Genomic DNA, 20,153 nt, shown 5'->3' with positions numbered 1-20,153 from the left:
CGGGTCCGACTACCAGCGGTAGTGCGAGAAGGCGCGGTTGGCTTCGGCCATCCGGTGCGAATCTTCGCGCTTCTTGACCGCTGTGCCGCGATTGTTGGCGGCGTCGACCAATTCACCCGAAAGGCGGGCAGCCATCGTGTGCTCGGAGCGGTTCCGCGCCGCCGAGATCAGCCAGCGGATTGCCAGCGCCTGCGAGCGCTCGGGACGGACCTCGACCGGCACCTGGTAAGTCGCACCGCCGACCCGGCGGCTGCGGACCTCGATGCCCGGCTTCACGTTCGCCAGCGCGTCGTGGAAAACGCCAATCGGCTCGCGCCGGGTCTTCGCCTCGACGGTGTCGAGGGCGTTGTAGACGATCGACTCGGCGGTCGACTTCTTCCCCTCGTACATCACGAGGTTCATGAACTTGGAAAGGATGAGATCACCGAAACGGGGATCGGGGAGAATTTCGCGCTTCTCTGGGCGACGACGACGGGCCATCTATCTATCCTTACTTCGGGCGCTTCGCGCCGTACTTCGACCGGCTCTGCTTGCGATCCTTGACGCCCTGGGTGTCGAGGACACCGCGCAGGACGTGGTAGCGCACGCCGGGAAGATCCTTGACGCGGCCGCCGCGAATCAGGACCACCGAATGCTCCTGCAGGTTGTGCCGCTCGCCGGGGATGTAGCCGATGACTTCGAAGCCATTGGTCAGGCGGATCTTGGCGACCTTACGGAGCGCCGAGTTCGGCTTCTTCGGAGTCGTCGTGTAAACACGGGTGCAAACACCGCGCTTCTGCGGGCATTCTTCCATCGCAGGCGCGGTCTCGCGGACGCGCTGAGGAGTACGCCCCTTGCGGATCAACTGGTTAATCGTCGGCATCGTCTTCGTGGTCTTCCTGCTGTTCGGTAACGGCATCGCTGCCATTCCTACTCCAGGCCTGAACCGCCCTCACGGCATAAGCGCGGTCGGCCCTGTTGCCAGGACCCTCCGCGCACAGCTCAGCCTGTCGTTCCTATGCCCGGACAAGTCAGAATCGAGGAATTGCACCTGACACCGGCCCGCGAGCGAAGGCGGCCTATAGGCGCTACGACCGCTGCAGGTCAACGGCTTTTAGAGTCCGCGCACGATCGACCGCTCGACTGTAAACCCTCCCCGGCGCAGGCCGCGCGCCTAATGTCCGAGCGGGATCAGTGTCTCGGGAATCTTGTCGCTGCCCGGCGTAACCGACCAGGTCAGGCGGGTGCGACTACCGTTGCGGCTAGGTCCGTCTTCGGTGTTGTTGGTCAAAGGCACGATGTCGCTCGTGATTATAAAGCTACCCTGCGGACCGTTGGCTGGCGGCGCGAGCGGCTTGGTCGCGGTTCCGGTTTCGGCACTTATGCCGTTCATAAATGCTTCGGCCGGAGCGCTGCGGTAGCCCGGTGCGCTGACCAGCACGCCGCCGTCGCTGCGCTTGCGGATAACGACAAAGGGCACGATCACGCTCGACTTCGGGAGCAGCGGGAAGACGAAATCGCGGTCGAGTCGCCCCGACTGTTCAAAGTTAACGTCGAACACGCCATTCCCGCGATACGTCGCCGATCGCCACCCGGCCTGTTTGCTGAGCTGCACGGCATAATCGCGCATCGCCGTATCGTTGCTAGGGTCCAGACCGATGATCTTCGCCATCTGCTCGCCTTCGCGCTGGCGAGTCGCCACAGCATCAGCGGTGCGCTTGGCAGTCTCTTCGGGGGTGCACGGTCGCTGCCCCGAGCGGAAGGTGCGCATCGCGACATTGGGCCCCTGCCCCGGCTGCAGCGGCGGCGCGGCCGGCACCGGTCCGAAGCACGTCGGCAGCACAGTATCGGGCGGCGTCGGCTGCCCGAGCGACGCGGGCGTGACGAGAACGATCTCGCCCTTATAGGCGAAGGTGAACGCGCCATCGCGCTTGACGTCGAGCGTCGAAGCGAACTTGCCGGGGATGAGGAAGCACGCCGCCAGCAGCAATGACGCTGCTATGGCCGATACGATCGTCGTCGCGCGCGTCATATGCCCCCCGATATTTGGCCTAGATCGTGCCGTGGCAGTGCTTGAACTTCTTGCCCGACCCGCACGGGCACGGCGCGTTGCGCGAGGTCGTTGCCATCCAATCGGCGCGCGTTGTCTCGTCGATATCGCTGAATGCCGCCGCGGCGCTGCGAGCGATGTCGAGCTGCGCCGACGGCAGGTTGCCCATTGGCCCGAAGGCGTCGCTGAACCCGGTCAGCGGGTCGACGTGGGTGGTGACGAAGCTCGGCTGCGGCGGCGCATACGTCTCGGGCTCCATCTCGAAGCGCGCGTTGGCGAGCATGCGGGTAACGTCCTCGCGGACCGTCGTCAGCATCCGCTCGAACAGCGCGAACGCCTCCGACTTATACTCGTTGAGCGGGGTCTTTTGCGCATAGGCGCGGAGGTGGATGACCTGCCGCAGCGCGTCGAGCGTCGCCAGATGCTCCTTCCAGTGATGATCGAGCGCCTGGAGGAGGAAGTTCTTCTCGATCTGGATCCACGAGTCGTGCGGGACGGCAGCGGACTTGTCGCCCATCGCCTTGTCCGACGCCGTGATCAGCCGGTCGACGAACATCTCCTGGTCGACGGCGTCTTCCTTGACCCACTCGGTGACATCGACATCGAGTCCGAGCGTCGAACGAACCGCCTCATCGAGCGCGGTGACGTCCCATTGTTCTGGATAGGTGTTCGGCGGGCAATGGAGGCCGACGAGCGCGTTGACCGTTTCGTGGCGCATGTCGAGGACGACGTCGCCGACCGCCTCGGAATCCATGATGTCCGCGCGCTGGTCGTAGACCACCTTGCGCTGGTCGTTCATCACGTCGTCGTACTGGACGACATTCTTGCGCTGATCGTAGTTCCGCGCCTCGACCTTCTTCTGCGCGGTCTCGATCGCCTTCGAGATCCACGGGTGGATGATCGCCTCACCCTCCTCAAGACCGTTGTTCATCATCCGGGCGAGCATGTTCTGCTGGCCGAAGATGCGGAGCAAATCGTCATCGAGGCTGAGATAGAAGCGGCTGAGGCCAGGGTCGCCCTGACGCCCCGAACGTCCGCGTAGCTGGTTGTCGATGCGGCGGCTCTCGTGGCGTTCGGTCCCGAGAACGAATAGCCCGCCGACCTGGCGCACCGCCTCGCGCTCGGCGAGCACCTCGGCCTTGATCCGCGCCATCGCGGCGACGCGCTCGTCACCTTCGACGCCGTCGAGTTCGCGAATGTATCGCGCCTCGTAATTGCCGCCGAGCTGGATGTCGGTGCCGCGCCCAGCCATGTTGGTCGCGATCGTCACCGCGCCGATGCGCCCGGCCTGCTCGACGATGTGCGCTTCCTGCTCGTGGTAGCGCGCGTTGAGGACGACGTGCTCGACCTGTTCCTTCTTGAGGAATTCGCTGAGCAATTCGCTCTTCTCGATCGAGACGGTACCGACGAGAATCGGCTGGCCGCGTTCCTTGGCCTCGCGGATCGTCTTGACGATCGCCTTAAACTTCTCCTCGGCGTTCTTGTAGAATTCGTCGTCGACGTCCTTGCGTTGGACCGGCAGGTTGGTCGGGATCTCGACGACGTTCAGCTTATAGATGTCGAAGAACTCGGCCGCTTCGGTTGCCGCCGTGCCCGTCATGCCGCCAAGCTTGGGGTAGAGCCGGAAGTAATTCTGGAAGGTGATCGACGCGAGCGTCTGGTTCTCGGGCATGATGTCGACGCCTTCCTTAGCCTCGACCGCCTGATGCAGCCCCTCCGCCCAGCGCCGCCCGTCCATCATCCGCCCGGTGAATTCGTCGATGATGATGACCTTGCCGTCGCGGACTATGTAGTCGGTGTCGCGCCGGTAGATCATGTTGGCGCGGAGCGCCTGGTTGAGGTGGTGGACGACCTGGGTGTTCTCGTAATCGTACAGGTTCTCGCCCTCGAGCAGCCCGGCGGCTTCAAGCGCGCGCTCGGCGATCTCGGTGCCATTCTCGGTGAGGATGACCTGCTTCTGCTTCTCGTCGATCTCGACGTCTTCGGTCTTGAACAGCTTCACCACGGCATCGACCTGCATGTACAGCTCGGACTTGTCGTCGGTCGGGCCGGAGATGATCAGCGGGGTCCGTGCCTCGTCGATCAGCACCGAATCGACCTCGTCGGTGACAGCGAAGTTGAACGGCCGCTGGACCATCGCCTCGCGCGCATACTTCATGTTGTCGCGCAGATAGTCGAAGCCGAATTCGTTGTTGGTGCCGTAGGTGATGTCGGCGGCGTACGCCTCGCGGCGGGTCGCATCGTCGAGGTTGGGGACGATGACGCCGATGCTCATGCCGAGAAAGCCGTAGACGCGGCCCATCCACTCGGCGTCGCGCGACGCGAGATAGTCGTTAACGGTGACGACGTGGACGCCCTTGCCTTCCAAGGCATTGAGATAGACCGCGAGCGTAGCGACGAGCGTCTTGCCCTCGCCGGTCCGCATCTCGGCGATCTCGCCGCGGTGGAGGACGATGCCGCCGATCATCTGGACATCGTAATGACGCTGGCCGAGCGCGCGCTTGGCGGCTTCGCGGACGGTGGCGAAGGCTTCGGGAAGAACGTCGTCGAGCGTCTCGCCCGCCGTCAGCCGCGCGCGGAACGCCGCGGTCTGCGCCTGGAGCGCGGCGTCGGACATCGCCGAGATGCTCGGCTCGTGGCTGTTGATCTTGGCAACCAGCGGCGCGAGCGAGCGAACGTAGCGCTCGTTCGACGAGCCGAAGATGCGCTTCGCGATGCCTGCAAACATGGGAACCCTAACCGTAATCCGGGGCGCTGGCGCGCTCTACCGGGACCGGCGGGACATAGGGAGCGGCACCCGCTTAGTCAATTCAGGCGGCCGGCGCACACCTTGGCTATTTTACGGTGACCGGGCCCGTGGCGAAGCCGACGCTGAGGAGCGATACCGCCCGGACCGGGCTGCCCGACGCGTCGCGCACGACGGGCCGCACGAGGTCGCTCACCGCCCCGCATGCAAGCCGGTCGAGTTGCAACACCCCGCTCGACGCGGCGACCGCGCAGGTTTGAACCTTGCCCGTCGGGTCGGCGACGATACGCAGGTCGGTGACGGCTCCTGGCGGCGCGCGATCGACTGTCATCGCGAAGTCGACATCGGACACCGGCAGGGCGCGATTGACAGCGAAACTCTGTCGAACCCGCGCGGCGATCAGCTGGCCGGCCTCGTCGCGGGCGGGCGTAAATCGGGCAACCCGGCCGGCCCGCTCGCACGCAACCTTGTCGACCAACGACGACCCGCTCGACACCGCAACCGTGCAGCGGCTGACCCGTCCCGACGTATCGATGAACATGTCGACCCACGTCACCATCGGTGCGGTGGTGGCCGCGAGCACCGACGCCTGCGAGACGTCGAGCATCTTCGGCGTGAATTGCGGGACCGGCATGGCCCCGAGCAAAGCACCCACGATCATCGTTAACGGCATGACATTCTCCCCAGGGCGACAGACAGCAAAGTGGCCGCAGCGTGTCAATAACGCTGCGGCCACCCGGCTAATTCGAATTCTCTGTGGCTTAGCGGTACCGCCAGCCACCGCGCCAGCGATCGCGATTATGCCAATATCGCTGTCCATCCCAATAGCCGCGGCCATGGTAGTAATTGCCGATAACCAAGCCGGGTGCGACGACGACCGGCCCGCGCATCGGGCGGCAGTGGCCGTACGGGCCGCGGAATGCGCCGGGACCGCAGCCGTCGCGGGCCTGCGCAGCCGTCCCAGCCGCGAGCGTCACGCCAGCGGCAAGCGCGATTGCCAGAAACTTGTTCATGATGATCTCTCCTCACAAATCGAACCTGTTAAACCCCGGCCCGACCGGGCAGTTCCGACGTGCCGGTCTATGCGCGCGTGACTGAAGCGGCGATTTACAGGGTCCAAGAGCACCGTCACCCGGAGCCGGTGCTTTCTGGTCAGTCCGACGGTCTGGACGCCAGAAAGCCGACGCTGACTTCGCGCACGGCGCGAAGCGGTTGCCCATGCCCGTCGCGCCCGGGGCTGAACGCGGTCGCCCTCATCTGCATGCACGCGAGCCGATCGAGCTGAATGGCTCCGCTCGACGTTGCCACATCACAGGTCGAAACACGGCCGGTGTCATCGATCAGGAGACAAGGTCGGCGGTAACACCCTCCCCGGTTTGGGTAGGCGGCTGACGGGAATTGCGAAATCGACGGTTCGTTGGCCAGCGTCACGACCGCGCTTCGCCTCGGTGTCATGCGCCGCCTTAATCTTCGAGGGACGCACGCGCGGATTACGGAGGGAAGTGCTGTTGAAGTCATAGCGCAACACGGCGGCGATTGGATTCCCGTCGGCATCGCGACCTGGGGTGAGACGCGGACCGCGCATAAGCACGTGGCATGCAGCCCGATTGAAGCCTGCCGCCTTGTCCGGCAGCGTAACCTCGCAGTGGACGGGCTGCCCGGTGCTATCGATCGTCACCTCGACTCGCGCCGCGGACCCCTCCCGCGACGCAGCCCTAGCAACCTGATCGATATCGACGACCCATTTCTTGACGGGAACTGGCATCATCGCCGTCGCCACAGCTGCCGCGCCCGCCAAAAGCAACATCGCACTTGTCTCCCCGCTCGCAGGTCAGCAAAGCGGGCAGGCCATGTCAACGATCTCCCCCCTCGCCCGCCCCTTCCCCGCGATGCCGCCGGTCGCAGGTGTCCGCATCGGCACCGCGACGGCGGGGTACAAGGCGTGGACGCGCGCCGACGTCACACTGGTCGAGTTCGCTCCCGGCACCACGGTCGCGGGGGTGACGACGAAGTCGAAGTGCCCGTCACCCGAGGTCGACTGGTGCCGCGCGGCGTTGACCGGGGGGAGCGCCCGCGCGCTGGTGGTAAACGCCGGCAATTCCAACGCCTTCACCGGCCGGTCGGGGCGCGAAGCCAGCCAAGCGCAGGTCGACCGCGCGGCCGCGCTGGTCGGCTGCACCTCGGGCGAGGTCTTCGCCGCGTCGACCGGAGTCATCGGCGTGCCCCTCCCCGCCGACAAGGCGACCGCCGGGGTTGCGGCGGCGTACGCGGCACTGGGGTCCGCGAGCTTCGAGGACGCGACCCACGCGATCGGCACGACCGACACCTTCGCCAAGGGCGCAACCGCGACCGCGTTCATCGGCGCGACGCGAGTCACCGTCTGCGGCATCGTCAAGGGATCGGGGATGATCGCCCCCGACATGGCGACGATGCTCGGCTTCATCTTCACCGACGCGAGCGTCGCCGCACCGCTGCTCCAGACGATGTTGAGCGCGGCTACCGAGCAGACTTTTAACGCGATCACCGTCGACAGCGACACCTCGACGTCGGACACCGTCCTCGCCTTCGCCACCGGCGCGGCGGGCAATTCGCCGATCTCCGCCGTCGACGATCCGGGAGCCGATGGCTTCGCCGCCGCGCTGACCGACGTCTGCCGCAAGCTCGCGCAACTCGTCGTCCGCGACGGTGAAGGCGCGACCAAGTTCGTCACCGTCACCGTCGAAGGCGCCGAGGACGACCGCGCGGCAAAGGTCGTCGCGATGAGCATCGCCAACTCGCCGCTGGTCAAGACCGCGATCGCCGGCGGCGACGCCAACTGGGGGCGCGTCGTCATGGCGGTCGGCAAGGCAGGCGAGGCCGCCGACCGCGACCGGCTCGACATCAGCTTCGGCCCGACGCTGGTGGCGACACGCGGCGCGGTCGTCGACGGTTATGACGAGGCCCCGGTCGCGCGCCATCTGAGCGGGACCGAGATCGAGATCGGCGTCGACCTCCACCTTGGGCACGGCCGCGCCCGGGTGTGGACGTGCGACCTGACCCACGGCTACATCAGCATCAACGGCGACTACCGCAGCTAAGACGGAGCCGGCCACAGGGGAGAGAGCGCGTGACGATCGTCCTGCATCATTACGAGACGTCGCCGTTCAGCGAGGTGCTGCGGCTCGCGCTCGGGCTCAAGAATGCCGATTACTGGTCGGTGATCATCCCCAACATCGCGCCGAAGCCGCTTTTGACCCCGCTGACCGGCGGGTATCGCAAGACCCCGGTGCTCCAGATCGACGCCGACATCTATTGCGACACGTGGATCGCGGCACAGGCGATCGAGGCGCTGCCGGGGCCGACGCTGTATCCCGAGCCGCTCGGCCGTGCTGGCGACTTTATCGCTGCGATGGCGGGCGGCCCGATGTTCTTCGCCGCGGTCGGCGCAGCGATGGCCCCGATCGCCGACAAGATTCCCGACGCCTTCTGGGCCGACCGCGCGGCGCTGTTCGGCCTGTCGCGCGACCTCGTCAAGGCGCGCGCACCGCATAGCCGGGCACAGTTCACGGCGGGCATCGCGCGGCTCGACGACAGCCTCGCAGGTCGCGATTTCATCGGTGGCAATACGCCGGGCTACGCCGACTTCGCGCTGTACATGCTGGCGTGGTTCCAGCGCCGCTTCAACCCCGCCGCGCCGATCCTCGACCCCTATGCAAACGTCAACGCGTGGGAAGCGCGGGTCAAGGCAATCGGTCACGGCAACCCGCATATGTCCGACGCGCAGGATGCACTCGCGCTGGCGCACGGCGCGACCCCCGATCTGAGCGAGGCGATCGACGCTGCGTCGGGGTTCCGCGCGGGTCAGCCGGTGACCGTAGCAACCGAGGACCCGGGGGCCGACAAGGTCGAGGGTAAGCTGCTCAGGCTATCCGACCGCGAAATCGTGATCCGCCGCGACGATCCCGATGCCGGGACCGTCGCGGTGCATTTCCCGCGGCTGGGACAGGTCTTGCGCCCGGCTTAGGCGACCTTCGTCGCGTCGTCGCCGAGTTCCCCCTCAAGCCAGCTCTTGAGATGCGACTTCGGAGCGGCACCGACTTTAGTCGCGACCGCGTTGCCGTCCTTGAACAGGATCATCGTCGGTATGCCGCGGACGCCGTATCGGGTGGGGGCATCGGGGTTCTCGTCGATATTGAGCTTGACGATGTCCACGCCGGCGAGCTCGTCGTTGATCTCCTCGAGCGCGGGACCGATCTGGCGGCACGGACCACACCATTCGGCCCAGAAGTCGACGAGCACCGGGCGGCCCGAGGTGATGACGTCGCTGTGAAACGAGGCGTCGGTAACGTGCTTGGTGGCCATGATCTGCTCCTGATAACGGGATAGAAAGTAAGCGCCGATCGCTCCGTGTTCAACTCGCATGCCGCCCAAGCGTTTCTTGGGGGTGATCAACCAGGCGCGTGAGCCGCGAGCAGCGCCGCGGGCAGCTCGATCAACGTTGCGTCGTGGGTATACAGCAGCGCCGCCTCGACCGCCTTGTCAGGAAATATCCGCGCCAATGCCGCCGCATAGGCCGCCATCTGGCGAAGGTGGTAGGGCACGACCGACGCGGCATCGGCGGGAACCCGCGCGCCGGTCTTGAAGTCGATCACCTGAACGCGGTCGGCTCCGATCAGCAACCGGTCGACGGTTCCGGCGATAACGATGTCGCCAACAGTCGCCGCGATCGGTGCCTCGGCTAGCGCATCGGGGCCAAACAGCGCTGCAAATCGAGGAGCAGCGATGATATCGAGCGCGCACGCGGCGATGCCGTCGCGTTCGACGGCAGGAAGATCGGGAGCGGCGCGCGCGAGCCATGCCGCCGCGACCCCGGTGCGAGCCTCCGCCGCAACCCCCGGCAGCCGCTCGAACAAGGTGTGGAGCAGCTGCCCGCGTCGCGCCGCCGCCTTCGCCGCCGGTCCGGGCGGCGGCTGGGCGACATCGTCTGCCGCAATCGTCGACGGGCTGAGCGGACGCGGCGGGCGCGCTTCGGGGGCGGCAGTCGTCGTCGCCCATTCGGGCAGCGCGATGTCCGCCGGGACATGCACCGCGCGCTGCTCGGGGGTCACGACGGTCCCTGCGCGGTGAACCCGCGCCGATCCCCAGATCGGGTCGGCGTCCTCGGCGAGGTCCCATTCGTTGGTCATCGCGCGCTCGACCGCCTTGTACCAGCTATCGGCAGGCACCTCGGCGGGCTTGTCGCCGCGCGCCTTGGCGAGCGCACCGCCGATGAACAGGAGGTCTTCGGCGCGGGTCAGCGCGACGTAGAGAAGCCGCCAATGCTCGGCAGCAGCAGCCTCGGCGCGCGCCTCAGCCTCGGCGGCGATGATGCCGACCTTGCCCGCCTTGCCGCCGTGGAACACCGGCACCGGCTCGCCGCCGTCGAGCGCGAGCATGACGTGGCCGTCGCGGTCGCGCGGCAGTTCCTTGGTCGCGTCGGCGAGGACAACGACCGGTGCCTGCAACCCTTTCGCGCCGTGTACCGTCATGATCCGCACCGCGTCGACGGGCGCGTCGGGGTCGCGCTTGAGGTCGATGTCGTCCGACTCGATCCAGCTAAGGAATCCTTGCAGCGACGGCGCGTTCGCCGTCTCGAACGCGAGCGCCTGGCCGAGCAACGCTGCGATCTGGTCGCGCGCCTCCGCCCCCAGCCGCCCGAGCAGCCGCTTGCGCCCCTGCAACGGCCCCGACAGGATCGTTTCGAGGAACTCGTATGGCGGCGCGAAATCGGCGAGGCCGAGCGCCGCCGACAGAAACTCACTCGCCGCGCCGCCCGCATCGCGGACCGCCGACCACAAGGTCCCCCGGCGCGGATGCGCGAGCGTGAACAAATCGTCCTGGCTCATCCCGATGAACGGCGAGGTCAGCAGTGCGGCGCACGTCAGGTCGTCGTCGGGCTGGAGCGCGAAGCGGATCAGCGCGAGCAGGTCCTGAACGGCGAGCGGCGCGGTCAACCGCAGCCGGTCGACTCCCGCCACCGGCACCCCGAAGTCGTGGAGCGCGGCGACGAGCGCGCCGACGAACTCACCGCGGCTGCGAACCAGCACGAGGATGTCCTCGGGGCGGCACGTCCGGCCCCGCGCGGGCAGGTCAAGCGCGGTCGCCGGGTTGAGCCACGCCGCGATCTGCCGCGCGAGCTTATGCGCCATCAGCACCTGCGCCGCAGGGAGCCACGGCGCGTCGTCGTCGGTGACTTCCTCGTCGGCCTCGGGGACCAGCGGCGGCCACAGCGTCACGCTGCCGACCGCGTCGGCACGGTGCGCGGCGTGGGGCAGCACGCCTTCGTTCATCCCGAGCGCCTCGTGGCCAAGGTCGTCGATCACCGCGTTGACGACCTCGAGCACCGCCGGTGTCGAGCGGAACGAAAGCGTCATCGGCAGGTCGCTCCAGCCGAGCCCGGCGTCCTCGGCCTTCGCCTTGAAATGCCCCTGCCGCCCCTCGAAGATCTTCGGGTCCGACCCCTGGAAGCTGAAGATCGCCTGCTTGAAGTCGCCGACGACGAACAAGGTGCGCTGGACGTCACGCGCGCCCTCGCCGTCGAAGAACTCGTCGGTCAGCGCCTCGACGATGTCCCACTGCGCCTCGTTGGTGTCCTGCGCCTCGTCGACGAGCAGGTGGTCGATCCGACGGTCGAGCTTGTAGCGGACCCACGCGCTCGCGCCGTCGCCCTTGAGCAGCGCCGCCGCGCGCGCGATCATGTCGTCGTAGTCGATCACCCCGGCGCGGTGCTTGTGAAGCGCGTACGCCCCGCCGAGCCGCGCGCCGACGCGCAGGTGGCGCGCGGCGTTGGCGACCGCGTCAAGCAAGCGGCGGACGGCGGCGACGGCGGTGATCGCCTCGCACAGCGCGTCGGCGAGGGCGATGTCGGCGGGGTCGGCCTTTTTGCCGCCGGGGACGAGGCTGGCACGGCGCTCGCCGTCCTGCCGATGGAAGACGGTGACGAGCTTGTCGAAATGCTCGGCGCGGACAGCGGGCGAACACGCCAGCCACCAGTGCAGGGTGTCGGCGGAATTGAGCGACGTCGCCCCGGCATGGCGTTCGTAGACCCCCGCAAGATGCGTGAGCGCGCCGGTGTCGATCGCCCCACCCGCCGCCTCGAGCACGTCGTCGGCGTTCCCCTCCCCCGGCAGCCCGAAGGCGCGGCGCAGCTTCGGCTCGAACCCCTGCGGGTTGCCCAGCCCCGCAATCGCATCGTGATGCGCGATCAGCGTCGCCGCGATCGTCGCCAGCCGCGCCTCGCCGCTGGCGATCGCCATCGCCGCGACGTCGGCGAGAAACTCGTCGTCGTCGGCCAGCTCGATCGATTCGGCGAGCACCTGCCCGCGCAGCGCCAGCGCCGAGCGATCGTCGAGCGCGGCAAACCCCGGGGCGATCCCCGCCTCGACCGGAAAGCTCGCCAGCAACGACTGGGCGAATCCGTGGATCGTCTGGACCTGCAACCCACCCTTGGCGTCAAGCACGCGCGCGAACAGCTGACGCGCTCGTGCGCACGTCTCGGGGTCGGTGTCGGCGCGGATCGCGGCGAGGTCGGACTTGAGCTCGTTGTCCCCCGCCGCGACCCAGCCACTTAGCCGGTCGAAAATGCGCGTCTGCATCTCCGCTGCGCCGGCCTTGGTAAAGGTTAGTGCGAGAATGCGTTCGGGCGGTGACCCGGCCAGCAGCAGCCGCAGTACCCGCGCGGTCAGCACCTGCGTCTTGCCGGTCCCCGCCGACGCCGACATCCACGCGCTGCCCGCGGGCGACGCGCCATCGGCCTGGACCGGCAGAAGGTGCTGCAGCCCCCTCACGCGCCGTCCGCCATCTTCGGCCGCCCGAGCCATTCGAGGACGCGCGCGAGCTGGTCGTAGTCGTTGCCCTTGGCGTATTCGGGGTGGAGCTTGGCGGTGAACGCCCCGTCCCCGAGCAGCATGTCGTCGCACAATTTGAGGAAATGCGCCTTGGTCGCGGCGATATGGTCGACCGCCATCGTCACCTCGCTGCGGAATTTGAGCGGGTCGCTCGCCTTGCCGGGGTCAGTCCCGCCGCCGAGCTTCCAGTAGCGCATCGCCCCGACCGGCCCTTTGTCGACCCCCGCGAGCCGCCCCTCCTCGGCGAGCCAGCCGAGCAGGCCCATCTGCAGCGCGAAGCCGCCCGCGACCTGCGCGTGGCTCGGCACGACCCCGGTCTTATAGTCGACGATCGCCAGCGCACCGGTGTCGCTGCGGTCGACCCGGTCGGCGGTTCCGTTCAGCGTGATGCCGCTGGCGAGGTCGAGCACGCCCTTCGCCTCGGCGGCTGCTGGGCTCCAGCCCTCCGCCTCCCACGCCGCCATCGTGCTCGCGACCCAGTCCATCGCCCGCCGGACGCGCGGCGCCCACAGCGCGCGCATCAGCGGATGGCCCGACCATTTAAGCAGCTCGGCCTCGATGAAGCGCGGCAGCGTCGCCGGGTCGGCATCGCCGCGCTTGACCCACTCTTCGAGGATCGAATGAACCGCCGTCCCGCGATCGGCCGCGCTGGCGTCGGCATCGAGCGCATCGAGCGCCCGCAGCCGCAGCATCGTCTGCGCATAATAGCTGTACGGATCAGCCTTCAACCGCTCGGCGGCGGTCACCGAAATGCGGCGCGGACGCAGCGCGGCGGCAGGGGCCGGTGCGGGGCGTGTCGCCGACACCTGCGGGGCAGCGTCGAGTGCGCGGGCGAGACCGAGCAGCGCGTCGTCGGGCCGGATCGCCTCCCCGGCGAGCGCATGGAGCCGTAGCCAGAAACGCGACGGCACCGCGGGCGCGCTCTCGTCGCGCCGAGCACGCGTCAACAGCACCTCGGGACCGCCGAGTGCCGAGACGAAATCGTGCGCGGCGAGCCCGATCCGCCGTTCGAGCGACGGCAGCGCCAGGTGGCTCCGCAGCTTGGGCGCGAGCCACGGGTCGGGCACCGGGCGCGCGGGCCAGACGCCTTCATTCATCCCGCCGAGGATCATCAGGTCGGCGCGCTGGAGCCGTGCCTCGAGCGTGCCGTAGATCGCCAGCCGCGGATGCTTGCCGAACGGCTGGCGGACGGCGGTCTCGAGCAGGAACGCCGCGATCAGCGCCGGGGCGTCGAGCGGCTCGAACGGATTGAGGTGGTGGCCGTGGGTTTCGAGCGCCTCGACCAGCCGGGCGAGCGCGCGACCCTCGGGCCGCGCCCACAGGTCGTCGCCGCACAATGCCTGCGCCGCCTCGCGCAGCGTCGCGACAAGCTCGGCAAACCCGACGAGCGGCGTCGCGAACAGCCGTTCGAGCGGATCGAGCAGCGCCGCGACCTCGGCCCACCACGGCGACAGCCGCGCGTCCTCGGCATCGACCTGCGCCCCGGTCCCGTCGAGCCCCGGCGCCGGTCGGACGCCGCGCAACGCGAGGTCGAGCCGCCGGACCGCGTCGAGCCAGCCGAGCCGGGCGTCGCCGCGCCGGACCAGCGGATGCTTGAGCACCGCGAGCAGCGCCACCGGCGTAAACCCCCGCGCCGCCGCCTCGACCAATGCGAGCAGCAGCGCCCCCGGCGGCGTCACCCGCAACGGCGTCCCCGCCGAATCGTCGACTTCGATCCCCCAGCGCGCGACGTGCGCCGCGACCCGCCGCGCAAGAGCGCGGTCGGGGGTGACGAGCGCCGCAGTCTTGCCCGGCGTGTCGAGCGTCCGGCGCAGCGCGAGCGCGATGACTTGGGCCTCCTCCGCGGGGGTCGCGGCGGTCACCGCATGGACGTGCTCGAACAGCGTCGCGTCGACCGGGGTATGCCGCCAGTCGCCGGTGAATGCTGCCGGGGCCATCGCGCGGGCGACCTCGACCGCGCGCCCGGCAGGCCCGTCGAGCGCGGTGGCGTGGCCCCAGTCGTCGACCTCGCCGCGCGCCACGTCGAGATGGTGGAGCAGCATCTTGAGCGCGAACTGCGGATGCTCCTCGCTATTGCGCGCGGGGTCGGCGTCGTCGTCGGTCACGTGGCAACGGATCGCGCCCCACGCCTCGTCGCTCATCGCCGTGTCGAGTCCCGGCAGCACGACGATCCCCTGCGGCAGCCGTGCGATCACCCGCAGCAGCCGCGCCACCGGCGGCGCGACCCCGGCCATCCCGGCGGCGACGACGAGCCCCGGCGGAGTCGCTTTCCACCGCGCCGCGAGCGCGTCGAGCAGGGCGCGGTTGCGCGTCGCCGGGTCGATCTCATTGTGGCTCGCGAGCAGCGGCGGCCACAGGTCGAGGACAACGCGGAAAAACGCCAGCGTTGCCTCCCAGTGGTGCGCCATGTCGTCGGGGGCGAAGCCGGTCAGCGCGGTGGCGTCGATCTCCTCGAACGCCAGCGCATCGAACGCCGCCGCGAGCTGGTCGGCGAGCCGCAGCGCCTCGATCGCGGTTATCGCACTCGTCCCGTCGCGCCAGCGCCGGACGAGTTGGGCAAGGAGAAGCCGCCGTTTGGTCGGATCGATCGCCAGGGGCAGGTCGGCATCGGCGGCAAGGTCGCCGTCGAAATGCCCAAGCGCTTCGTCGGCGTCGACATCGCCGATCGGCGTCATCCGCGGCAGCAGCAGCCCGCCCCCCGACAGACGCACGAAGGCATCGCCCAGCGCCCGGACCGCGCGTCGGTTGGGCAGCAGCACCTGCGCCCGCGCCAATGCCATCGGGTCGTGCTTCGTCCGTTCGAGCAGCCCCGCCGCGAGCGCATCGACGAACGCGACATGCGGCGGGATCGTGAAGACGTTAACTGTCGGCAAGGATCACTTCGGTTTCGCCGACCGATGCCGGGGTGCCGACGTGGAACCACATCCCGCCGTGGACCGCGCCGAACAGGCGACCGTTCGCCAACGCCTTGTCGTACAACCGGTTGAGCGAAAACGCCTCGATCGGCTCACCCTCGAACAGCCGCTTCGACAGCACCTGGACGCCCGAGAAGACGTATGGCGCCACGCGATGCTCGACGCGCCGCCGCAGCCGTCCCATCGGGTTCATGTAGAAGTCGCCGCGCCCCTCGTAACCGCTCGCGCGCGCCAGCGGCACGAGCAGCAGCAGCGCGTCCATCGTCCCGTCGTCCCAGCGCTGCGCGAGCAGCTTGAGCGTGTCGATCGAGCCGTCGACCCAGAGATTGTCGCTGTTGATGACGTAGAACGGGTCGCAGTCGATCAGCGGCAGCGCCTTGGTCACACCGCCCCCGGTTTCGAGCAGGGCGCCGCGTTCGTCGGAGATGACGACCTCGGGACCGTCGCGGCTGGCGAGATGCGCTTCGACCTGCTCGGCGAAATAATGGACATTGACCACCGCCCGCGCGACGCCGGCAGCAGTGAGGTGATCGAGCGCCCGGTCGAGCAACGATCGCCCCGCGACCTCGACGAGCGGCTTCGGCCGCGTCGCGGTCAACGGCCGCATCCGCTTGCCGAGCCCGGCCGCGAGCACCATCGCCGTCGTCGGCACGACGACATCGACCGCGGGCCGCAACGCAAGGGGGGTGCTGAACCGGCTCACGTCCACGCCTCCGCGCGCGCCGCCACCGGCACGTTGGCGTCGAACCAGTCGCGGACCGGTGTGAGCGCCGGATGGGCAAAATTACGGTCGAGCAGCCCCCACATCCGTGGGTGGCGCTCGACGTATCCAGCGCGGCCGTCGCGGTCGCGGAGCCGGGTGAAGATACCAAGAATCTTCGTATTTCGCTGCGCCCCGAGGATTTCATACGCGGCGCGGAAGGCAGCGACATCGTCGATCCCGCGCGCGTCGACATAGCGGGCAATCATCGCTTCCTCGAGGTCGCGGGGCACATCGCGGCGCGCATCCTGGAGCAACGAGACGAGGTCGTACGCCGGGTGCCCGGCGAGCGCGTCCTGAAAGTCGAGCAGGCCGAGCCCGAGCAGCCCGGGACGGTCGAGCAGCATCAGATTGTCGGCGTGATAATCGCGCAGCGTGAGCACCGGAGCCGCCGCCGTCGCCGCGACGACCCCCGGCCATGTCGCACGCCACGCATCGTCATAGCCGGGGGCCTCGGCAAGACCGACCGCAGGGAGATACCACTCGGGGAACAGCCGCACTTCGCGCAGCATCACCGCCTCGTCGTACGGCGCCAGCGGCGGTGCGGGCTGGACGTGGAGCGCGGCGAGCAGGTCGATTGCCTGCGCGTAGGTTGCCGCTTCGCGCTCGGGCGCGGCGGCGAGCACCGGGGTCAACCGGTCGTCGCCGAAGTCCTCGAGCAGGACGAGCCCGGCGTCGAGATCGACCCCGATCGGCTGCGGCGCCGAAAAGCCCATCGCGGCGAGATGCCCGCCGACATCGAGAAACGGCCGGCTGTCTTCGGTTGCAGGCGGCGCGTCCATCAGCACCGCCGTGCGGTCGCCGTCGATGATGCGGAAGTAGCGGCGGAACGAGGCATCGCCGGCAAGCGGGCGGATTTCAGCGCCCGCCCAGCCGTTCGCCGCAAGGAATGCGGGGGCGGCGAGAGGCGGGATCATCGCTGGCGATTGGGAGGGGGAGGCCATCGCCCCTCCCATGACTTCGGGACGGTCGCTGTCAAGGTCCGCGTCGCGTCACCCGCCCCGTCGAGCCGCAAGTGAAGCGCTTCGGGCAGGCGACTGCCGAGCCGCTCGGGCCATTCGACCAGCACCGCCGCGGTGTCCCAGACGTCGTCGAGCCCGAGCGCCTCCGCCTCGTCCGCCGAGCCGAGCCGGTAGAGATCGACGTGCCAGACCGGCGGGACGGTGTCGTAGGTCTGGACGAGGGTGAACGACGGCGACGGCACCTCCCCGCTCCAGCCGAGCCCGCGCAGCACCCCCCGCGCAAACGTCGTCTTGCCCGCACCGAGGTCGCCGAATAGGGCGACAACATCGCCGGGACGAAGGACGGCGGCGAGGCGTGCGGCGAGGGCTTCGAGCGCGGCCGGATCGAGCAGGCCAATCACTCTTCGGCGGCTTGGGTTGGCGTCTTCGTCGTCTCTTCGCCGAAATTAAACCCGGCATCGACGCGCATCAACTGCCGCGAGACCCGCTCGAACATCGTCGACACCGGGTCGCCTGAAAACAGCACATAGCGCATCAGGTTTTCGACCGCGAGCTGCTGGCGCTTGTAATGGCTGTAAATCCCGTAGGCGAGCGCAGCGACCCCGGTAATCGTCGTCTGCACGATCGCCGATTTAAAGAATTCGCGGCTGTAACCGATGTCGCCGGTGATCACCGCCACCGACGGCCAGATCAACACCGCGAGGCCGAACATCAGGGCGACAACGAACGCGACCTTGTTAAGCAAGCCGTAGCTGCGTGCCTTGATGAACAGGTCGCAGATCATCGCGAGCCGATCGGCGTCAGCGGCCGCATGCCAACGCTTGTGGGCATAGTCGACGAGCATTCGAGCGCTCGTCTTGTTCGGGGAGAAAATGGCCGCCACGCGATTGATCCTAGACCGGACGCGTGGCGGCGACAAAGCTTAGTAGCGGTAGTGATCCGGCTTGAACGGCCCTTCCACCGGAACGCCGATATAGCCCGCCTGCTTCGACGTCAGCTTGGTCAGCTTGACGCCCAGCTTGTCGAGGTGGAGCGCGGCGACCTTTTCGTCGAGGTGCTTGGGCAAGACGTAGACATCGTTCTCATACTGCTCGGGGCGGGTATAGAGTTCGATCTGCGCCAGCGTCTGGTTGGTGAAGCTCGCCGACATGACGAAGCTCGGGTGGCCGGTCGCGTTGCCGAGATTGACCAGGCGACCCTTCGACAGAATGATGATCTGCTTGCCGTCGGGGAACTCGACGAGGTCGACCTGCGGCTTGACCTCGGTCCACTTGTAGTTCGACAGCGCGGCGATCTGGATCTCGCTGTCGAAGTGGCCGATGTTGCAGACGATCGCCATATTCTTCATGCCCGCCATGTGCTCGGCGGTGATGACGTCGGCGTTGCCGGTGGCGGTGACGAAGATGTCGGAGCGGGTGACCGCCTCCTCCATCGTCACGACCTCGAAGCCCTCCATCGCCGCCTGCAACGCGCAGATCGGGTCGACTTCGGTAACGAGGACGCGCGCGCCGCCGTTACGGAGCGACTGGGCCGAACCCTTGCCGACATCGCCGAAGCCGGCGACGGTCGCGACCTTACCCGCGAGCATGACGTCGGTGCCGCGGCGGATGGCGTCGACCAGCGATTCCTTACAGCCATACAGGTTGTCGAACTTCGACTTGGTGACGCTGTCGTTGACGTTGATCGCGGGGAACGGCAGTTCGCCCTTCTTGGCGATCGCGTACAGGCGATGGACTCCGGTGGTGGTTTCCTCCGACACGCCCTTAATATTCTTGACGGTCTCGGTGAGATAGCCGGGACGCGCGGCGATGTACGCCTTGAGCGCGCGCTGCATCTCGATCTCTTCCTCGTTCTCGGGCTCGGGCATCGTCGCGCCCGCTTCGAGCTTCGCTCCCCACAGCGCGAACATCGTGGCGTCGCCGCCGTCGTCGAGGATCATGTTGCAGGTGGCATCGCCCCAGTCGAAGATGCGGCCGACATAGTCCCAATAATCGGCGAGGCTCTCGCCCTTGATCGCGAACACCGGCACGCCGGACGCGGCGATCGCGGCGGCGGCATGGTCCTGCGTCGAATAGATATTGCACGTCGCCCAGCGGACTTCGGCACCAAGCGCGGTCAGCGTCTCGATCAGCACCGCGGTCTGGATCGTCATGTGGAGCGACCCGGTGATGCGCGCGCCGGTCAGCGGCTTGGTCGTGCCGAACTCTTCGCGCAGCGACATCAGGCCGGGCATCTCGGTCTCGGCGATGTCGATCTCGCGGCGGCCGAAGCCGGCGAGGGCGATGTCGGCGATGACATAGTCGTGTAGGGCGTCGATCGGCTGGGTGGCCATGCTGTGTGCTCCGAAAGGGTTGGCGTCGCCCTACCGGGGACCTGACGCCGGAGCAAGTATAAAGATATCCTTATATGCCGAACGGGACCGGCCTGCCGCGCAAACGTCAGTCGAGTTCGGCTTCGATCCGCTCCATGTCGTCGTCGCTCAGCCCGAAGTGATGCCCGACTTCGTGGACCAGCACATGCGTCACCAAGGCATCGAGCGTCTCTCCCGATTCGCACCATTCATCGAGCAGCGGGCGGCGGTAGAGGAAGATGATGTCGGGCAACGCGCCGGTCGGCTCGTCGCCCTTCATGCCGACATGGCGGCCCTGATAAAGGCCGAGGATGTCGAACTCGGTCTCGAGGCCCATCTCGCGGATGACGTCGGCATCGGGGAAGTCCTCGACGCGAAGCAGCACCGGGCCGAGCCAGTCGCGGAACTGGTCGGGGAGCCGTTCGATCGCGGCCTGCGCCAGCGCGTCGATGTCGGCGAGGCTCGGCGGGGTTTGACCTTGGCGCATGGTGGTCGGCATAGGCGAGGCAACGCCGTTCGCCAAGGA

Annotated in this window: 18 protein-coding genes; 2 read left to right on the top strand and 16 right to left on the bottom strand. The window is 67.9% G+C overall.

Features of this window, described 5'->3' with window-relative positions; all coding sequences use genetic code 11:
- Nucleotides 1-9: 9 nt before the first annotated feature.
- The 7 genes from rpsG to KTC28_RS08620 all read right to left on the bottom strand — a co-directional run bounded on the left by rpsG (nucleotide 10) and on the right by KTC28_RS08620 (nucleotide 6,582).
- Nucleotides 10-480: a 30S ribosomal protein S7 gene (gene rpsG / locus KTC28_RS08650; protein ID WP_216708525.1), complete on the bottom strand. Its 471-nt coding sequence runs from the start codon at nucleotides 478-480 to the stop codon at nucleotides 10-12.
- A gap of 10 nt (nucleotides 481-490) precedes the next feature.
- On the bottom strand, nucleotides 491-862 hold the full coding sequence (gene rpsL, locus KTC28_RS08645; RefSeq protein WP_174277159.1) for a 30S ribosomal protein S12: 372 nt from the start codon (nucleotides 860-862) through the stop codon (nucleotides 491-493).
- 291 nt (nucleotides 863-1,153) lie between these two features.
- A complete protein-coding gene (locus tag KTC28_RS08640; RefSeq protein WP_216708524.1) occupies nucleotides 1,154-2,011 on the bottom strand; it encodes a hypothetical protein in 858 nt (285 codons plus the stop codon).
- A 19-nt stretch (nucleotides 2,012-2,030) separates the two neighbouring features.
- Nucleotides 2,031-4,757: a preprotein translocase subunit SecA gene (gene secA, locus KTC28_RS08635; RefSeq protein ID WP_216708523.1), complete on the bottom strand. Its 2,727-nt coding sequence runs from the start codon at nucleotides 4,755-4,757 to the stop codon at nucleotides 2,031-2,033.
- Nucleotides 4,758-4,863: 106 nt separating this feature from the next.
- Nucleotides 4,864-5,448, bottom strand: coding sequence for an energy transducer TonB (locus KTC28_RS08630; RefSeq protein ID WP_216708522.1), 585 nt, complete (start codon nucleotides 5,446-5,448; stop codon nucleotides 4,864-4,866).
- Nucleotides 5,449-5,536: 88 nt separating this feature from the next.
- The gene (locus tag KTC28_RS08625) at nucleotides 5,537-5,788 is read right to left on the bottom strand and encodes a GCG_CRPN prefix-to-repeats domain-containing protein (RefSeq protein WP_216708521.1); all 252 of its coding nucleotides are present in this window, start codon (nucleotides 5,786-5,788) and stop codon (nucleotides 5,537-5,539) included.
- Between the two features lie 320 nt (nucleotides 5,789-6,108).
- Nucleotides 6,109-6,582, bottom strand: coding sequence for an energy transducer TonB (locus KTC28_RS08620; protein WP_216708520.1), 474 nt, complete (start codon nucleotides 6,580-6,582; stop codon nucleotides 6,109-6,111).
- 43 nt (nucleotides 6,583-6,625) lie between these two features.
- Here KTC28_RS08620 and argJ point away from each other — a divergent pair, with 43 nt between their 5' ends.
- Nucleotides 6,626-7,852, top strand: coding sequence for a bifunctional glutamate N-acetyltransferase/amino-acid acetyltransferase ArgJ (gene argJ, locus KTC28_RS08615; RefSeq protein ID WP_216708519.1), 1,227 nt, complete (start codon nucleotides 6,626-6,628; stop codon nucleotides 7,850-7,852).
- A gap of 29 nt (nucleotides 7,853-7,881) precedes the next feature.
- The gene (locus tag KTC28_RS08610; RefSeq protein ID WP_216708518.1) at nucleotides 7,882-8,778 is read left to right on the top strand and encodes a glutathione S-transferase family protein; all 897 of its coding nucleotides are present in this window, start codon (nucleotides 7,882-7,884) and stop codon (nucleotides 8,776-8,778) included.
- On the opposite strand, the gene trxA is transcribed toward KTC28_RS08610, so the two are convergent.
- The 9 genes from trxA to KTC28_RS08565 form a co-directional block, all read right to left on the bottom strand.
- Nucleotides 8,775-9,116: a thioredoxin gene (gene trxA, locus KTC28_RS08605; protein ID WP_216708517.1), complete on the bottom strand. Its 342-nt coding sequence runs from the start codon at nucleotides 9,114-9,116 to the stop codon at nucleotides 8,775-8,777. The genes KTC28_RS08610 and trxA overlap by 4 nt on opposite strands.
- 86 nt (nucleotides 9,117-9,202) lie before the next feature.
- Nucleotides 9,203-12,580, bottom strand: coding sequence for a double-strand break repair helicase AddA (gene addA / locus KTC28_RS08600; protein ID WP_216708516.1), 3,378 nt, complete (start codon nucleotides 12,578-12,580; stop codon nucleotides 9,203-9,205).
- The gene (addB, locus tag KTC28_RS08595; protein WP_216708515.1) at nucleotides 12,577-15,513 is read right to left on the bottom strand and encodes a double-strand break repair protein AddB; all 2,937 of its coding nucleotides are present in this window, start codon (nucleotides 15,511-15,513) and stop codon (nucleotides 12,577-12,579) included. The genes addA and addB overlap by 4 nt, the downstream gene beginning before the upstream one ends.
- Complete coding sequence (locus KTC28_RS08590) at nucleotides 15,500-16,258, bottom strand: nucleotidyltransferase family protein (RefSeq protein ID WP_255602386.1); 759 nt, start codon at nucleotides 16,256-16,258, stop codon at nucleotides 15,500-15,502. The genes addB and KTC28_RS08590 overlap by 14 nt, the downstream gene beginning before the upstream one ends.
- Nucleotides 16,255-17,232 carry an aminoglycoside phosphotransferase family protein gene (locus tag KTC28_RS08585; protein WP_216708514.1) on the bottom strand — a complete coding sequence of 326 codons (978 nt, stop codon included), beginning with the start codon at nucleotides 17,230-17,232 and terminating at the stop codon, nucleotides 16,255-16,257. Before KTC28_RS08585 ends, KTC28_RS08590 begins: the two co-directional genes overlap by 4 nt.
- A complete protein-coding gene (tsaE, locus tag KTC28_RS08580) occupies nucleotides 17,229-17,675 on the bottom strand; it encodes a tRNA (adenosine(37)-N6)-threonylcarbamoyltransferase complex ATPase subunit type 1 TsaE (protein ID WP_216708878.1) in 447 nt (148 codons plus the stop codon). Before tsaE ends, KTC28_RS08585 begins: the two co-directional genes overlap by 4 nt.
- Entirely contained in the window at nucleotides 17,675-18,160 is a 486-nt protein-coding gene (locus KTC28_RS08575) for a hypothetical protein (RefSeq protein ID WP_216708513.1), read from the bottom strand. Before KTC28_RS08575 ends, tsaE begins: the two co-directional genes overlap by 1 nt.
- Before the next feature lie 39 nt (nucleotides 18,161-18,199).
- Nucleotides 18,200-19,609, bottom strand: a complete 1,410-nt coding sequence (gene ahcY, locus KTC28_RS08570; protein WP_216708512.1) for an adenosylhomocysteinase — start codon at nucleotides 19,607-19,609, stop codon at nucleotides 18,200-18,202.
- 106 nt (nucleotides 19,610-19,715) lie between these two features.
- Nucleotides 19,716-20,114: a metallopeptidase family protein gene (locus KTC28_RS08565; RefSeq protein ID WP_255602385.1), complete on the bottom strand. Its 399-nt coding sequence runs from the start codon at nucleotides 20,112-20,114 to the stop codon at nucleotides 19,716-19,718.
- Nucleotides 20,115-20,153 lie beyond the last annotated feature (39 nt).

The organism is Polymorphobacter megasporae, assembly GCF_018982885.2.
Lineage (GTDB): Bacteria > Pseudomonadota > Alphaproteobacteria > Sphingomonadales > Sphingomonadaceae > Polymorphobacter_B > Polymorphobacter_B megasporae.
This window is presented reverse-complemented; position numbering and strand designations above follow the sequence as displayed.

What these genes read in the sequence shown, in the direction of transcription:
- rpsG (WP_216708525.1), bottom strand. Translation starts at nt 480, where the DNA reads ATGGCCCGTCGTCGTCGCCCAGAGAAGCGCGAAATTCTCCCCGATCCC.
- rpsL (WP_174277159.1), bottom strand. Translation starts at nt 862, where the DNA reads ATGCCGACGATTAACCAGTTGATCCGCAAGGGGCGTACTCCTCAGCGC.
- KTC28_RS08640 (WP_216708524.1), bottom strand. Translation starts at nt 2,011, where the DNA reads ATGACGCGCGCGACGACGATCGTATCGGCCATAGCAGCGTCATTGCTG.
- secA (WP_216708523.1), bottom strand. Translation starts at nt 4,757, where the DNA reads ATGTTTGCAGGCATCGCGAAGCGCATCTTCGGCTCGTCGAACGAGCGC.
- KTC28_RS08630 (WP_216708522.1), bottom strand. Translation starts at nt 5,448, where the DNA reads ATGCCGTTAACGATGATCGTGGGTGCTTTGCTCGGGGCCATGCCGGTC.
- KTC28_RS08625 (WP_216708521.1), bottom strand. Translation starts at nt 5,788, where the DNA reads ATGAACAAGTTTCTGGCAATCGCGCTTGCCGCTGGCGTGACGCTCGCG.
- KTC28_RS08620 (WP_216708520.1), bottom strand. Translation starts at nt 6,582, where the DNA reads ATGTTGCTTTTGGCGGGCGCGGCAGCTGTGGCGACGGCGATGATGCCA.
- argJ (WP_216708519.1), top strand. Translation starts at nt 6,626, where the DNA reads ATGTCAACGATCTCCCCCCTCGCCCGCCCCTTCCCCGCGATGCCGCCG.
- trxA (WP_216708517.1), bottom strand. Translation starts at nt 9,116, where the DNA reads ATGGCCACCAAGCACGTTACCGACGCCTCGTTTCACAGCGACGTCATC.
- KTC28_RS08585 (WP_216708514.1), bottom strand. Translation starts at nt 17,232, where the DNA reads ATGATCCCGCCTCTCGCCGCCCCCGCATTCCTTGCGGCGAACGGCTGG.
- ahcY (WP_216708512.1), bottom strand. Translation starts at nt 19,609, where the DNA reads ATGGCCACCCAGCCGATCGACGCCCTACACGACTATGTCATCGCCGAC.
- KTC28_RS08565 (WP_255602385.1), bottom strand. Translation starts at nt 20,114, where the DNA reads ATGCGCCAAGGTCAAACCCCGCCGAGCCTCGCCGACATCGACGCGCTG.